Source organism: Enterobacter sp. BNK-13 (assembly GCF_048685015.1).
GTDB lineage: Bacteria > Pseudomonadota > Gammaproteobacteria > Enterobacterales > Enterobacteriaceae > Enterobacter > Enterobacter quasiroggenkampii.
Map to the genome: position 1 here is coordinate 4,363,672 of NZ_JBLQTP010000001.1, position 13,567 is coordinate 4,377,238.

Below are 13,567 nucleotides of genomic sequence, written 5' to 3' on the forward strand. Positions count from 1 at the left end.
TGTTTCATCATGATGACCCTGATTGGATCAGCTTAGGGTAAATGCTTTTTCTGCCGGTAAACTGGTTAATCGCATCAGACGTGCGGCGGGCTCGTTGGCGCGTTCGGGCACATCAGGAAGGCTACGCCATCCCTGTTGACTGTCAAATTCCCAGATTTTCATGCGTTCGATGGCGGGGGTCACCGCGATGGACCAAATGAGCACATCCTCAGCGTCGCAGAGCGCTTCTACCAGCGTGGCCTGGGTGGCGCGCAGACGTCCGGAGCCTGGCAACAGCTGCAGCAGGCTGGCGTCGTCTGAGGCACATCCGCAGAGCTTACGAATGCTCTGGCGCAAGGTAATCAGCTGCGCTCTGGCTTCGACAGGATCGTTCTGGTTGCGTACCCACAGCTTCTCATTGCTTGAGAGCGGATAGTCTTCATGCGCATTAGCGCCATGGAAGCTGCGCGTCGCACGCTGAAGTTCCATATCGAGCCCACAGTCCCCCTCGGTGGTTAGCGCGACGCCAATGATATTGCCCGTGTAGGCAATGGAAAAACGAGGAAGATCCGGGTCAGCAAAGACCGGACGGCCTTCTGGCTGGGTAATGATATCCGGCAGCTCGCTGGTACCGTACAGCATAAACAGCAGTTCCGCGAGAAGCGCCCGGGACGCTAAAAACCGCGACCTGCGGTGCTCCGGAAGCGTGAGTGCTTCACGGTGACAGGCTGAAGAAATTCTTGCCGATACGAGACGTCCTTCTGTCAGTATCCCTCTTGCAAAGTGCGTAGCCATTTTTCGCTCCTTGATAATGGTCGTAATCGGTTAAACGGTTACATGATTATCGCTTAACTTGCCTCCTGTTTTAATCAGTAAATGGGCGTAAGAGAAGCCTTAGGACCGAACTTTACATTTTCTTAGGCAAAAATTGGATCGCTCGCACCGTACAGCGCCTTGATGGTCTCCCGCAGCCAGAGGATTTTTGGATTATGGCTGTTCCGCTTATGCCAGATCAGCGTGAAGGGCACGGTCAATTTTTCCGCCTGCTCCTCATCAATCGGAATGGGAAGGGCGATCAGCTTCCGCTGGTGGAGTTCATTGTAGTGGTGACAGTAGTGCGGGGCGGTGGCGATATAGTGATGGCCGGGCTGCGCCGCCATAAACATCGCCTGTTCGAAGCCCGGCAGGCTCATGGCAATCGTGCGCTCGCGTCCCATCTCCTTTAGCACCTCATCCAGCGCCCAGGTATCGCTGCGTTCCCAGAAGATGCTGATATGGGGATAGCGCAGGAAGGTCTCCAGATTCCACTCTTGCTGAAGCGCCGGATGATCCTCGCGCAGATAGACGCAGGGGCGGTCGCTGAACAGGATTTCGTAGTCGATAAACCACGGCATCAGCTTAAGCAGCTCGCGGGATCGCGGATGCGTTTCACGCCCGGTGAAGCCCAAATCCACCTCGCCACGCGTAATCGCGTCCAGCGAGTCGTAATCCCACTGGCGCATTTTCACCGTCGCCTGCGGATAGCGCTGGTTCACCTGCTCCAGCAGCGTATTGAAGCGGATCAGCATCAGCGGCGTTTCCGCGGCCAGCACGAACGTCAGCCCGCCCGGAGAGTCATGGTGGAATTTATCGAGGATCTGGTTGCCAATTTGCATCCAGTCAGCCAGATCCTGCTCCAGGCTCACCGTCAGCGGCGTCGGCAGCAGCCCTAGCGGCGTTTTGACAAACAGCGGATCATCGAACCAGTCGCGCAGCTTAGCCAGCGATTTGCTCACCGCTGACGGCGTCACGTTCATCCGCTTCGCCGCTTTGGTAACGCTGCGCTCCTGCAGCAAAAGCTGCAAGCAGAGCAACAGGTTAAGATCGAGACTGCTGATGGGCTTCTTCATAGTGCGCCGCGGGCTGGATGACCATAAGTAAGGTAATGCAGACTATGCTACAGCCAATCAGAACCCCGATCAGCATATTCAGCGCGTTAAGCCCGATGACTGCCGCCAGCCAAATCCACAGCGACGAGCCGCAGACCTGCGCGATACCCAGCACCGAGCTGGCCACGCCTGCCCGCAGCGAGAAGGGACCAAGCGCCTGGCTCATCGCCACGCCAAAGCCAACCGAGAACCCGGCACAAATGAGCGTAATGCCCACCAGCATCACCGCATGTGAGCTGGTAGTCGCCAGGATCGCGCCTGCGGCGAGGAATAAAACCTGTGAGGTCAGCATCAGCGTGCGCTGGCGGAAGATATTCAGCGCAAACGGGGCGGAGAATGACACAGCCATACTGACCATGGCGGTTAATGCCATCACCGTTGAATACTCACCGCGATCGAAGCCCATGGTCTCCATCAGCAACACCGGGGAAACGTTTACATAGGTCAGGATCACCGCCACGCTTAACGTGGTCACGGCCAGACGGCTGAGGAAAAAGCGGTTGAGAAGCTTCTCTGCCGGGTGAATGGTTGCGGTATGGCCGGTATTCTGCGAGCCCGGGTGGGTCTCTTTCAGCACGGCGATCGACAGGATAAACACCAGCGCGCCCATCGCCGCCATGGTCCAGAACAGGCTCTGCCACGGGAATTTCAGCATGATCAGGTAGCCCACGACCGGGGCCAGCACCGGGATGATGCAGGTAATGCCGTTCAGCATCGACAGCACTTTGGCGCGACGCTGGGCGCTTAAGGTGTCGCGCAAAATGGCAAACGCCACCACGTAGCAACCGCCCGCCCCGATGCCCTGGATAAAGCGCCCGGTCAGAAACACGGTGCTGTTTTGCGCCTGTGAGCAAAGAAGGGACGCCAGGGCAAAAACGATGGCTCCGGCGATAGCGACAGGCTGACGGCCTGCTTTATCCGCGATCTTCCCGGCAAAGACCATCGACGACGCCATCCCCGCGAGGTAGGCCGAAAACGCAATATGCAGCTGCGCTTCGCTGGCGCCCAGATCGCGGGCGATATGCGGTAATCCCACCAGATACATATCAATACCGGACGGATAAAGCAGAACTAATGCGAAACTACAAAACAGAAAACGCGCCATAAACCCCCCATAGATGCAGGCATGCAGGATAGGGGGTGAAAAGGGATTAGGCGAGTTGCCATTTGGACAATGGTGATTTCCCTGAAGGAAATCACCATGGATTAGCGGGGATCACTTACCAATACAGAAGCTCGAGAAGATCCGTCCCAGCAGATCGTCCGACGTAAACTCCCCGGTGATCTCGCTCAGATTCTGCTGCGCCAGACGCAGCTCTTCCGCCAGCAGTTCACCCGCCCACGCGCCGATCAGCTGCGCTTTACCCTGAACAAGGTGGTTGGCCGCCTCTTCCAGCGCCTGCAGGTGACGGCGACGCGCGAGGAATCCGCCTTCCATGCTGGTGTCAAAGCCCATGCTCTGCTTGAGATGGTTACGCAGGTCGTCCACGCCTTCACCGGTCCGCGCCGACAGGCGAATCAGTGAGTGACCATTCACATCGCTGATACCGAGCGTTTCGCCGGTCACGTCCGCTTTGTTACGCACCACGGTGATCGGCAGTTTAGCCGGCAGACGGGCAATAAAGTCCGGCCAGATCTCCGCCGGGTCAACGGCGTCGGTCGTGGTGCCGTCTACCATAAACAGCACGCGGTCGGCCTGCTCGATCTCCTGCCAGGCGCGTTCGATACCGATGCGCTCAACTTCGTCGCTGGCATCGCGCAGACCAGCGGTATCGATGATGTGCAGCGGCATGCCGTCGATGTGGATGTGCTCGCGCAGCACGTCGCGAGTGGTACCGGCAATGTCGGTCACGATTGCCGCTTCACGGCCCGCCAGGGCGTTCAGCAGGCTCGATTTCCCGGCGTTAGGGCGTCCTGCAATCACCACCTTCATCCCTTCGCGCAGCAGGCTGCCCTGGCGCGCTTCGGCGCGAACGGCGTCGAGATCGGCCATCACCTGATTGAGTTGGGCTTCAATTTTACCGTCAGAGAGGAAATCGATCTCCTCATCCGGGAAGTCGATAGCCGCTTCCACGTAGATGCGCAGGTGAGTAAGTGCTTCCACAAGGTGATTTACACGCGCGGAGAATGCCCCCTGCAGCGAGTTCAGGGCGGAGCGGGCCGCCTGCTCGGAGCTGGCGTCGATCAGGTCAGCAATCGCCTCCGCCTGCGCCAGGTCGAGCTTGTCGTTGAGGAAGGCACGTTCGGAGAACTCGCCCGGCTTCGCAATGCGCAGGCCCGGCAGGGTCAGGATCCGTTTTAACAGCAGGTCGAGGATAACCGGGCCGCCGTGGCCCTGTAGCTCCAGCACGTCTTCACCGGTAAAGGAGTTCGGGCCGGGGAACCACAGCGCAATGCCCTGGTCCAGCGGCGTGCCGTCGGTATCTTTAAACGGCAGGTAATCAGCGTAGCGCGGCTTTGGCAGCTTACCCAGTACCGCTTCGGCCACCTCGCGCGCCTTCAGGCCGGAGATACGCAGAATGCCTACACCACCGCGTCCCGGTGGGGTTGCCTGGGCGACGATAGTGTCGTTATGGCTCATGGTTGCTCTCGTTCAATACAAATAAAAAAGGCGGTCAATCGACCGCCCTTATTTTAGCGTTAACTTATCGGATCAGGACTTTTTCTTTTCGCGGCTATGCAGGCCACGTTTTTCCAGACCACGGTAAATCAGCTGCTGCTGGATAATGGTCACCAGGTTGCTGACGATATAGTACAGCACCAGACCTGACGGGAACCACAGGAAGAACACGGTGAAGATGACCGGCATAAAGGTCATAATCTTCTGCTGCATCGGGTCGGTCACGGTGGTCGGCGACATCTTCTGGATGAAGAACATCGTCACGCCCATCAGGATCGGCAGGATGTAGTACGGGTCCTGTGCGGACAGGTCATGGATCCACAGTGCGAACGGCGCGTGGCGCAGCTCAACGGAACCCATCAGCATGTAGTACAGCGCAAGGAAGATTGGCATCTGAATCAGCAGCGGGAAGCAACCACCCAATGGGTTCACTTTCTCTGCTTTATACAGGGCCATCATCTCCTGGCTCTGACGCTGTTTGTCATCGCCCAGACGCTCACGCATTGCCTGAATCTTCGGCTGCAGCATGCGCATCTTCGCCATGGAGGTGTACTGCGCTTTAGTCAGCGGGTACATGATGCCACGAACGATGAAGGTGATAACGATGATGGAGAAGCCCCAGTTACCCAGGAAGCTGTGGATGAACTTCAGCAGCTTAAACAGCGGCTGAGAGATGAACCACAACCAACCGTAATCCACGGTCAGATCCAGGTGCGGCGCAACAGCGGCCATTTTGTCCTGAATTTCCGGGCCGACCCACAGGGTGCTTGCCAGCTTACCGGTTTGACCCGGCTGTACCAGAACCGGCTGAGATTTGTAGCCGATGGCGGCAAGACCGTTACCCAGGTTCGCGGTGTAGAAGTTGTTGGTACCGTCGTTATTTGGCACCCATGCCGTTGCGAAATACTGCTGCAGCATCGCCACCCAACCGCCTTTAGCGCTGACGTTCAGGTTTTCGTTATCGGCAATGGTGTCAAATTTGTATTTCTCGTACTTCGCGTCAGGCGTGGAGTACGCCGCGCCACGGAAGGTATGCAGCGCAAAGTTGCTGCTTCCGGTGTCACGGTGTGACGGCAGATTGATGGACTGCTTCAGCTGGCCAAAGGTCGACAGCTCCAGCGGTTTCGCACTGGCGTTCTGTACGCTGTAGCCCACGTTCACCGCATATTCACCGCGCTTCAGGGTGAAGGTTTTGGTGAAGGTGTTGCCTGCGGCGTCGGTGTACGTCATCGGGATCACGAGTTCGTTCTGACCATCAGCCAGCACAAAGGTGTCGTTCTCGACGTTATACAGTGGACGCGCACCGTTAGCCGGGTTATCCGGGCCATCACGACCGGTCAGGCCGCTCTGCGCCTGGTAGATAAACTCAGGCGTGGTTTCCAGTAACTGGAACGGTTCGTTAGACTTCAGCTCTTTCGGGTAGGTTAACAGTAGCGCCTGCTCAACATCACCACCACGGGTGTTGATAGTCAGCTCAAGCACATCGGTCTTAACCGTAATCTGTTTCCCCTGGCCACTGGCCGGTACGCCCTGGTCGGCGGCGCTACCCGCTGCGGTGGTCGTTGTCTGCGTGACCTGCTGTTGTGGTTGAGGATTTTTATCCTGCTCCCACGCCTGCCAGATCATGAAAGACACGAACAACAAAGCGATGATAAGAAGATTGCGTTGCGAATCCATCGTTAGTGTTCTCTGGTATCAAAGGGTCCTGGAGGGACGGGGTCGTCTCCACCTGGGTGTAAAGGGTGGCATTTTAATACGCGTTTCACCGTCAACCAACTGCCTTTTATCACTCCAAACCTGCGCAATGCCTCAATTCCATAGCTTGAGCATGTTGGTGTGAAACGGCAGTGCGGCCCGAGTAGCGGACTAATCAGGCGTTGATAGACCCGAATGAGGGCTATCAGGACCCGTGAGCCAGGCGACAGTGGCGGCGCCATAATTTTTCCAACGCTTCCGAGAGAGCACGGTTATCGAGGTCGGCAACCCCTTTCTTCGCCACCACCACGAAATCCATTGAAGGCAGTTCGTGCTGACGTAAACGGAAGCTTTCACGCGTCAGACGTTTAATCCGATTGCGTTCATGCGCACGCTTAACATTTTTCTTGGCGACTGTGAGACCGATGCGGGGATGCCCCAGCGAATTTTGGCGGCCGAGGATGGTGATTTGCGGCGTGCCAGCCCGTTGTGGCTGCTGGAAGACGAAAGTGAAATGAGCGGGAGTTAACAAACGTAACTCCCTGGGAAATGCTAGCTTAACCACTCAGGGGTTAGCTTTATTACTTGGAAACGGTCAGACGAGCGCGGCCTTTAGCACGACGACGTGCCAGAACCTGACGACCATTTTTAGTAGCCATACGAGCACGGAAGCCGTGAGAACGGTTGCGCTTCAGTACAGACGGTTGAAAAGTGCGTTTCATGGCGATTTCTACCTAAACTTGAATAAATTCACTGACTTTTGCGTATACCCGAACGAGTTTCGAACGACTAACGCCTCAGCGTGGGTGATTAAAGAGGCCGGATTGTAATAATTGTACACTCCGGAGTCAATTCTCTTTCCTTATTTCCCGCGTATTTCCGCACGTTTTCGCGTGGAAAATGAGCAACGGACGACGCAGGAAGATGAGCATCACGCGCCGGGTCGAGGATTATACGGGCTCACCGACAAAGCGCAAGGATCGTCCCGGATCTTCGTTAGATCATTTAAGCAATAAATTGTCTGTGCTCATTAATTTTTCCAATATGCGGGCTAAATCGTGGGGCACTCGCGCCAGGATCGTTTACACTTAACCGGTTTCTGATCTTCCTGTGGATAAATCGGGAAGAATCTGTGAGAAACAGAAGATCTCTGGCTCAGTTTAGGCTATGATCCGCGGTCCCGATCGGGATCCCAGGATCCTGGTCAGGATAAATTGCAGATAGCAATTCGCACGTCCCCCTTTACACAGGGTCATGCCGATGTGCGCCAACAATCATGAATATTCAATAGTTTTCTTTTATTGTTCGAGTGGAGTCCGCCGTGTCACTTTCGCTTTGGCAGCAGTGTCTTGCCCGATTGCAGGATGAGTTACCAGCCACAGAATTCAGTATGTGGATCCGCCCGTTGCAGGCGGAACTGAGCGATAACACGCTGGCTTTGTATGCGCCAAACCGTTTTGTGCTCGATTGGGTAAGGGACAAATACCTTAATAACATCAATGGACTGCTGAACGATTTCTGCGGGTCAGATGCCCCACAGCTGCGCTTTGAAGTGGGTACAAAGCCGGTCACCCAAACCGTTCGTGAAACCGTGAACGTCGCAGCGCCTGCTCAGGCCGCTCCTGTTCCGGCCCCTCGCGTCGCACCCGCTCGTCAGGGCTGGGATAATGTTCCCGCACCGGCTGAGCCAACCTACCGCTCTAACGTAAACGTGAAACACACGTTCGATAACTTCGTTGAAGGTAAGTCGAACCAGCTGGCGCGCGCGGCGGCTCGCCAGGTTGCTGATAACCCCGGTGGGGCCTACAACCCGCTGTTCCTTTATGGCGGCACGGGTCTGGGTAAAACGCACCTTCTTCATGCGGTGGGCAACGGCATTATGGCGCGCAAGCCCAATGCCAAAGTGGTGTATATGCACTCCGAACGCTTCGTTCAGGACATGGTAAAAGCCCTGCAAAACAATGCGATCGAAGAGTTTAAACGCTACTATCGTTCCGTTGACGCGCTGCTGATCGATGACATTCAGTTCTTTGCCAACAAAGAGCGATCGCAGGAAGAATTTTTCCACACCTTCAACGCCCTGCTGGAAGGTAATCAGCAGATCATTTTGACCTCGGATCGTTATCCAAAAGAGATCAACGGCGTTGAAGATCGTCTGAAATCCCGCTTCGGCTGGGGCCTGACCGTGGCGATCGAGCCACCGGAGCTGGAAACCCGCGTCGCGATCCTGATGAAGAAAGCCGATGAAAACGACATTCGCCTGCCGGGTGAAGTGGCGTTCTTCATTGCCAAGCGTCTGCGCTCCAACGTGCGTGAGCTGGAGGGGGCACTGAACCGCGTTATCGCCAATGCCAACTTCACCGGTCGTGCGATCACCATCGATTTTGTGCGTGAAGCGCTGCGCGATTTGCTGGCATTGCAGGAAAAACTGGTCACTATCGACAATATTCAAAAGACGGTGGCTGAGTACTACAAGATCAAAGTGGCAGATTTACTGTCTAAACGTCGTTCCCGCTCGGTGGCGCGTCCGCGTCAGATGGCGATGGCGCTGGCAAAGGAGTTAACCAACCACAGTCTGCCGGAAATCGGGGATGCGTTTGGTGGCCGTGACCATACGACCGTGCTGCACGCTTGTCGCAAGATTGAGCAGTTACGCGAAGAAAGCCACGACATAAAAGAAGATTTTTCCAATCTAATCAGAACATTATCATCGTGACGCTATGAAATTTACCGTTGAACGTGAACATTTATTAAAACCGCTGCAACAGGTGAGTGGCCCATTAGGTGGCCGCCCAACGCTGCCTATTCTCGGAAACCTGCTGCTTCAGGTCGCGGACGGTACGCTGTCGCTGACCGGTACAGATCTGGAAATGGAAATGATCGCGCGCGTTACGCTGACGCAGCCGCACGACGCGGGCGCGACCACGGTTCCGGCACGTAAATTCTTTGATATTTGCCGCGGGCTGCCGGAAGGCGCTGAAATCGCCGTGCAGCTGGAAGGCGACCGTATGCTGGTGCGCTCTGGCCGCAGCCGTTTCTCGCTCTCCACGCTACCTGCTGCGGACTTCCCGAACCTGGACGACTGGCAGAGCGAAGTGGAATTTACCCTGCCGCAGGCAACGATGAAGCGTCTGATTGAAGCCACGCAGTTCTCCATGGCGCATCAGGACGTTCGTTACTACTTAAACGGCATGCTGTTCGAAACCGAAGGTGAAGAACTGCGTACCGTGGCGACCGACGGCCACCGTCTGGCGGTCTGTTCCATGCCGATTGGCGACTCACTGCCAAACCATTCGGTGATCGTGCCGCGTAAAGGGGTGATTGAGCTGATGCGTATGCTCGACGGTGGCGACACGCCGCTGCGCGTGCAGATCGGCAGCAATAACATCCGCGCTCACGTGGGCGACTTTGTCTTCACATCGAAGCTGGTTGATGGCCGTTTCCCGGATTATCGCCGCGTATTGCCGAAGAATCCGGACAAAACGCTGGAAGCCGGTTGCGATAGCCTCAAGCAGGCGTTTGCGCGTGCGGCCATTCTCTCTAACGAGAAATTCCGCGGCGTGCGCCTGTACGTGAGTGAAAACCAGATCAAAATCACCGCCAACAACCCGGAGCAGGAAGAGGCAGAAGAGATTCTGGACGTCACCTACGCCGGGGCTGAGATGGAAATCGGCTTCAACGTTAGCTACGTGCTGGATGTGCTGAATGCGCTGAAATGCGAGAACGTGCGCATCCTGCTGACCGACTCCGTTTCGAGCGTACAGATTGAAGATGCCGCATCACAGTCGGCTGCCTATGTTGTCATGCCAATGAGACTGTAATGTCGCTCACCCGTCTGTTGATCCGCGACTTTCGCAACATCGAGAGCGCGGATCTCGCTTTATCCCCTGGCTTTAACTTCCTGGTTGGCGCGAACGGCAGCGGCAAAACCAGCGTGCTGGAAGCCATCTATACGCTCGGCCACGGCCGGGCGTTTCGCAGTTTGCAGATTGGTCGCGTCATTCGCCACGAGCAGGAATCCTTTGTTCTGCACGGGCGTTTGCAGGGCGAGGAGCGGGAAACCGCCATCGGCCTGACCAAAGACAAGCAGGGCGACAGCAAGGTGCGCATCGATGGTACCGACGGTCACAAGGTGGCCGAGCTGGCGCTGCTGATGCCGATGCAGCTGATAACGCCCGAGGGGTTTACTTTACTCAACGGCGGCCCCAAATACAGAAGAGCGTTCCTCGACTGGGGATGCTTTCACAACGAAGCCGGATTCTTTAACGCCTGGAGCAATCTGAAGCGTCTGCTCAAGCAGCGTAACGCCGCACTGCGTCAGGTGACGCGCTACGCCCAGCTGCGTCCGTGGGACATGGAGTTAATCCCTCTCGCGGAACAGATCAGCCGCTGGCGTGCCGAATACAGCGCAGGTATCGCCGAAGACATGGCCGACACCTGCAAACAGTTTTTACCTGAATTCTCTCTCACCTTCTCCTTCCAGCGCGGCTGGGAGAAAGAGACGGACTATGCCGAGGTGTTAGAGAGAAGCTTCGAGCGCGACCGCATGTTGACCTACACCGCGCACGGCCCGCACAAGGCGGATTTCCGCATTCGTGCTGACGGTGCGCCGGTGGAAGACACGCTGTCGCGCGGGCAGCTCAAGCTCCTGATGTGTGCGCTACGTCTGGCACAGGGGGAGTTTCTCACCCGCGAGAGCGGGCGACGCTGCCTGTACCTGATAGATGATTTTGCCTCGGAACTTGACGACGCGCGGCGCGGGCTGCTTGCCAGCCGCTTAAAAGCCACGCAGTCGCAGGTTTTCGTCAGCGCGATAAGCGCTGAACACGTTATAGACATGTCGGACGAAAATTCGAAGATGTTTACCGTGGAAAAGGGTAAAATAACGGATTAACCCAAGTTGAAATGAGCGAGAAACGTTGATGTCGAATTCTTATGACTCCTCCAGTATCAAAGTCCTGAAAGGGCTGGATGCGGTGCGTAAGCGCCCGGGTATGTATATCGGCGACACGGATGACGGCACCGGTCTGCACCACATGGTATTCGAGGTGGTAGATAACGCTATCGACGAAGCGCTCGCGGGTCACTGTAAAGACATCGTGGTCACCATCCATGCGGATAACTCCGTCTCCGTCACCGATGACGGTCGTGGCATCCCAACCGGTATTCACCCGGAAGAGGGCGTCTCTGCGGCGGAAGTGATCATGACCGTGCTGCACGCAGGCGGTAAGTTCGACGATAACTCCTATAAAGTTTCCGGCGGCCTGCACGGCGTGGGTGTTTCGGTAGTAAACGCCCTGTCGCAGAAGCTGGAGCTGGTTATCCAGCGCGAAGGCAAAATCCACCGTCAGCTCTATACACACGGCGTGCCGCAGGCACCGCTGGCCGTCACGGGCGACACCGACAAAACCGGTACCATGGTGCGTTTCTGGCCGAGCCTCGAAACTTTCACCAACGTCACCGAGTTTGAGTACGACATCCTGGCGAAACGCCTGCGTGAACTGTCGTTCCTGAACTCCGGCGTCTCGATTCGCCTGCGCGACAAGCGTGACAACAAAGAAGACCACTTCCACTACGAAGGCGGTATCAAGGCGTTCGTTGAGTATCTGAACAAGAACAAAACGCCTATTCACCCGAATATCTTCTACTTCTCCACCGAAAAAGACGGTATCGGCGTGGAAGTGGCGCTGCAGTGGAACGACGGTTTCCAGGAAAACATCTACTGCTTCACCAACAACATTCCACAGCGTGACGGTGGTACTCACCTTGCAGGCTTCCGTGCGGCGATGACCCGTACCCTGAACGCCTACATGGACAAAGAAGGCTACAGCAAGAAAGCGAAAGTCAGCGCCACCGGTGACGATGCCCGTGAAGGCCTGATTGCCGTTGTCTCCGTGAAGGTGCCGGATCCGAAGTTCTCCTCACAGACCAAAGACAAGCTGGTCTCTTCTGAGGTGAAATCGGCGGTTGAGCAGCAGATGAACGAACTGCTGAGCGAATACCTGCTGGAAAACCCGTCCGACGCGAAAATCGTGGTGGGTAAGATTATCGATGCGGCGCGTGCCCGTGAAGCGGCGCGTAAAGCCCGTGAAATGACCCGTCGTAAAGGCGCGCTGGACTTAGCCGGCCTGCCGGGCAAGCTGGCTGACTGCCAGGAACGCGACCCGGCGCTGTCCGAACTGTACCTTGTGGAAGGGGACTCCGCGGGCGGTTCTGCGAAGCAGGGCCGTAACCGTAAGAACCAGGCGATTCTGCCGCTGAAGGGTAAAATTCTCAACGTTGAGAAGGCGCGCTTCGACAAGATGCTCTCTTCTCAGGAAGTGGCGACGCTCATCACCGCGCTGGGCTGCGGCATCGGCCGTGACGAGTACAACCCGGACAAACTGCGCTACCACAGCATCATCATCATGACCGATGCGGACGTCGACGGCTCGCACATTCGTACGCTGCTGTTGACCTTCTTCTATCGTCAGATGCCTGAAATCGTTGAACGTGGCCACGTCTACATTGCCCAGCCGCCGCTGTACAAAGTGAAGAAAGGCAAGCAGGAACAGTACATCAAAGACGACGAAGCGATGGATCAGTACCAAATCGCGATCGCACTTGATGGCGCGACCCTGCACGCGAACTCGCACGCTCCTGCACTGGCCGGTGAGCCGCTGGAGCGGCTGGTGTCCGAGTTCAACGCCACGCAGAAAATGATTACGCGTATGGAACGCCGTTATCCGAAAACGCTGCTGAAGGAGCTGGTTTATCAGCCAACCCTGACCGAAGCCGATCTGAGCGACGAGCAGACCGTCACCCGCTGGGTGAACGCCCTGGTGACCGATCTGAACGAGAAAGAGCAGCACGGCAGCCAGTGGAAATGCGATGTTCAGCAGAACGCAGATCATCAGTTCGAGCCGATCGTTCGCGTGCGTACCCACGGCGTCGACACAGACTACCCGCTGGAGCACGAATTTGTGACCGGTCCGGAATACCGTCGCATCTGCACACTCGGCGAGAAGCTGCGCGGTCTGATCGAAGACGATGCGTTCATCGAACGTGGCGAACGTCGTCAGCCGGTAGCCAGCTTCGAGCAGGCGCTGGACTGGCTGGTGAAAGAGTCCCGTCGCGGCCTCGCGATCCAGCGTTATAAAGGTCTGGGCGAAATGAACCCGGAGCAGCTTTGGGAAACCACCATGGATCCGGAAAGCCGCCGTATGCTGCGCGTTACCGTTAAGGACGCGATTGCTGCAGACCAGCTGTTCACCACCCTGATGGGCGATGCGGTTGAACCACGTCGTGCCTTCATCGAAGAGAACGCCCTGAAAGCGGCAAATATCGATATTTAATCGACGTGATA

The 13,567-nt window shown here is 56.5% G+C and carries 12 protein-coding genes and 1 pseudogene; 4 read left to right on the forward strand and 9 right to left on the reverse strand.

Going from position 1 to position 13,567, the window contains the following annotated elements; genetic code table 11:
• Positions 1-27 precede the first annotated feature (27 nt).
• The 9 genes and pseudogenes from ACMGGQ_RS21030 to ACMGGQ_RS21070 form a co-directional block, all read right to left on the reverse strand.
• Positions 28-774, reverse strand: a complete 747-nt coding sequence (locus ACMGGQ_RS21030; protein ID WP_045909358.1) for a 4'-phosphopantetheinyl transferase family protein — start codon at positions 772-774, stop codon at positions 28-30.
• Positions 775-896: 122 nt separating this feature from the next.
• Positions 897-1,868 carry an HTH-type transcriptional regulator YidZ gene (yidZ, locus tag ACMGGQ_RS21035; RefSeq protein ID WP_045909359.1) on the reverse strand — a complete coding sequence of 324 codons (972 nt, stop codon included), beginning with the start codon at positions 1,866-1,868 and terminating at the stop codon, positions 897-899.
• Positions 1,837-3,012: an MFS transporter gene (locus tag ACMGGQ_RS21040; RefSeq protein WP_420290460.1), complete on the reverse strand. Its 1,176-nt coding sequence runs from the start codon at positions 3,010-3,012 to the stop codon at positions 1,837-1,839. The genes yidZ and ACMGGQ_RS21040 overlap by 32 nt, the downstream gene beginning before the upstream one ends.
• Before the next feature lie 111 nt (positions 3,013-3,123).
• Complete coding sequence (gene mnmE / locus ACMGGQ_RS21045; protein ID WP_021242672.1) at positions 3,124-4,488, reverse strand: tRNA uridine-5-carboxymethylaminomethyl(34) synthesis GTPase MnmE; 1,365 nt, start codon at positions 4,486-4,488, stop codon at positions 3,124-3,126.
• 72 nt (positions 4,489-4,560) lie between these two features.
• Positions 4,561-6,204 carry a membrane protein insertase YidC gene (gene yidC / locus ACMGGQ_RS21050; protein ID WP_023617679.1) on the reverse strand — a complete coding sequence of 548 codons (1,644 nt, stop codon included), beginning with the start codon at positions 6,202-6,204 and terminating at the stop codon, positions 4,561-4,563.
• A gap of 2 nt (positions 6,205-6,206) precedes the next feature.
• A complete protein-coding gene (yidD, locus tag ACMGGQ_RS21055; protein WP_001307474.1) occupies positions 6,207-6,464 on the reverse strand; it encodes a membrane protein insertion efficiency factor YidD in 258 nt (85 codons plus the stop codon).
• Positions 6,428-6,787 (reverse strand): ribonuclease P protein component, encoded by a 360-nt coding sequence (gene rnpA / locus ACMGGQ_RS21060; RefSeq protein ID WP_024907873.1) that lies wholly within the window; start codon positions 6,785-6,787, stop codon positions 6,428-6,430. Before rnpA ends, yidD begins: the two co-directional genes overlap by 37 nt.
• 16 nt (positions 6,788-6,803) lie before the next feature.
• Entirely contained in the window at positions 6,804-6,944 is a 141-nt protein-coding gene (gene rpmH, locus ACMGGQ_RS21065) for a 50S ribosomal protein L34 (protein WP_000831330.1), read from the reverse strand.
• A gap of 228 nt (positions 6,945-7,172) precedes the next feature.
• A pseudogene (locus tag ACMGGQ_RS21070) lies at positions 7,173-7,223 on the reverse strand (hypothetical protein); the annotation flags it as partial.
• Between the two features lie 320 nt (positions 7,224-7,543).
• On the opposite strand from ACMGGQ_RS21070, the gene dnaA reads away from it, so the two are divergent.
• The 4 genes from dnaA to gyrB are packed head-to-tail and all read left to right on the forward strand — an operon-like array spanning position 7,544 to position 13,556.
• The gene (gene dnaA / locus ACMGGQ_RS21075) at positions 7,544-8,938 is read left to right on the forward strand and encodes a chromosomal replication initiator protein DnaA (RefSeq protein ID WP_039267117.1); all 1,395 of its coding nucleotides are present in this window, start codon (positions 7,544-7,546) and stop codon (positions 8,936-8,938) included.
• Positions 8,939-8,942: 4 nt separating this feature from the next.
• On the forward strand, positions 8,943-10,043 hold the full coding sequence (dnaN, locus tag ACMGGQ_RS21080; RefSeq protein ID WP_008500170.1) for a DNA polymerase III subunit beta: 1,101 nt from the start codon (positions 8,943-8,945) through the stop codon (positions 10,041-10,043).
• Positions 10,043-11,116, forward strand: a complete 1,074-nt coding sequence (gene recF, locus ACMGGQ_RS21085) for a DNA replication/repair protein RecF (RefSeq protein ID WP_048030318.1) — start codon at positions 10,043-10,045, stop codon at positions 11,114-11,116. Before dnaN ends, recF begins: the two co-directional genes overlap by 1 nt.
• 28 nt (positions 11,117-11,144) lie before the next feature.
• Positions 11,145-13,556, forward strand: coding sequence for a DNA topoisomerase (ATP-hydrolyzing) subunit B (gene gyrB / locus ACMGGQ_RS21090; RefSeq protein ID WP_048030320.1), 2,412 nt, complete (start codon positions 11,145-11,147; stop codon positions 13,554-13,556).
• The last annotated feature ends 11 nt before the right edge of the window (positions 13,557-13,567 follow it).

Coding starts and splice junctions, on each gene's coding strand:
- ACMGGQ_RS21030 (WP_045909358.1), bottom strand. CDS start 774: ATGGCTACGCACTTTGCAAGAGGGATACTGACAGAAGGACGTCTCGTA.
- yidC (WP_023617679.1), bottom strand. CDS start 6,204: ATGGATTCGCAACGCAATCTTCTTATCATCGCTTTGTTGTTCGTGTCT.
- rpmH (WP_000831330.1), bottom strand. CDS start 6,944: ATGAAACGCACTTTTCAACCGTCTGTACTGAAGCGCAACCGTTCTCAC.
- recF (WP_048030318.1), top strand. CDS start 10,043: ATGTCGCTCACCCGTCTGTTGATCCGCGACTTTCGCAACATCGAGAGC.
- dnaN (WP_008500170.1), top strand. CDS start 8,943: ATGAAATTTACCGTTGAACGTGAACATTTATTAAAACCGCTGCAACAG.
- yidZ (WP_045909359.1), bottom strand. CDS start 1,868: ATGAAGAAGCCCATCAGCAGTCTCGATCTTAACCTGTTGCTCTGCTTG.
- mnmE (WP_021242672.1), bottom strand. CDS start 4,488: ATGAGCCATAACGACACTATCGTCGCCCAGGCAACCCCACCGGGACGC.
- ACMGGQ_RS21040 (WP_420290460.1), bottom strand. CDS start 3,012: ATGGCGCGTTTTCTGTTTTGTAGTTTCGCATTAGTTCTGCTTTATCCG.
- yidD (WP_001307474.1), bottom strand. CDS start 6,464: ATGGCGCCGCCACTGTCGCCTGGCTCACGGGTCCTGATAGCCCTCATT.
- gyrB (WP_048030320.1), top strand. CDS start 11,145: ATGTCGAATTCTTATGACTCCTCCAGTATCAAAGTCCTGAAAGGGCTG.